This window comes from Vibrio sp. YT-19(2023) (assembly GCF_033337395.1).
The window spans coordinates 1-908 of sequence record NZ_JAWOQN010000242.1 but is presented as its reverse complement, the minus strand read 5'-3'; the positions used below and the strand labels follow the sequence as shown (position 1 = coordinate 908).

Annotated in this window: 2 protein-coding genes; both read left to right on the top strand. The window is 48.2% G+C overall.

The genetic code is table 11. The features are described 5' to 3' along the window. Positions 1 to 166 (top strand): ATP-binding protein (locus R7E78_RS25145; RefSeq protein ID WP_318058475.1); only part of this gene is annotated, 166 nt, incomplete at its 5' end. Then, positions 166 to 908: substrate-binding domain-containing protein (locus tag R7E78_RS25140; protein ID WP_318058474.1), on the top strand; the 743-nt coding region annotated here is incomplete at its 3' end. The genes R7E78_RS25145 and R7E78_RS25140, both read left to right, overlap by 1 nt.

The following is a 908-nucleotide window of genomic DNA, read 5'->3' as shown; positions in this document are numbered from 1 at the left end:
CCGAGTTGATAAAGCACGTTCACGCGATACGGGTGGCAGTGGTTTAGGATTGGCAATTGTGAAACATGCGTTGAGCCATCATGACTCACACCTGGAAATTCAAAGTGAAGTCGGTGTAGGCAGTAAGTTCTCGTTCGTACTTCCAAGTCCTTTAGTGGTGAAATAATGGGACGTCGAGTCAGTAAAGCCATCGCTTGTATCGCGCTTATTTGTTCGAGTATGGCGGTTGCTCAAGATAAGCCTTTACCGAACTACCATAAAACCACTGGCATTGTTGGTAACTTGCTTTCGGTAGGCTCAGACACTTTGGCGGGGATGACCACTCTTTGGGTGGAAGAGTTTAAATCCATTTACCCCAACATCAACGCGCAAGTTCAAGCTTCAGGCTCGTCAACTGCGCCACCTGCTTTAACAGAGCAAACGGCGCAGTTTGGTCCAATGAGCCGCCCGATGCGTTTGAAAGAAATCGAAGCGTTTGAGCGACAGCATGGTTACAAACCTACAGCATTGCGCGTTGCTATTGATGCTATCGGTATTTTTGTGCATCAAGACAATCCCATTCAAGGTTTGAACTTTAATCAATTGGACGCCATGTTTTCCGCTACGTTGCGTTGTGGAGAAAGTCAGTTCATCACTAACTGGCAGCAACTAGGTTTAAAAGCCGAATGGGCGAAGCGCAACTTGCAGTTGTTTGGTCGTAACTCTGTGTCCGGGACGTATGGTTACTTCAAAAGCAATGCGCTGTGTGGCGGTGACTTCAAAACCCGAGTGAATGAACAACCGGGCTCGGCTTCTGTGGTGCAATCTGTGGCATCGACCATCAGCGGAGTTGGTTATTCTGGCGTTGGTTATCGAGTGGCTGGCGTAAGGTTGGTTCCCATCGCTAAACGCGGGGTTAACTATGTTAG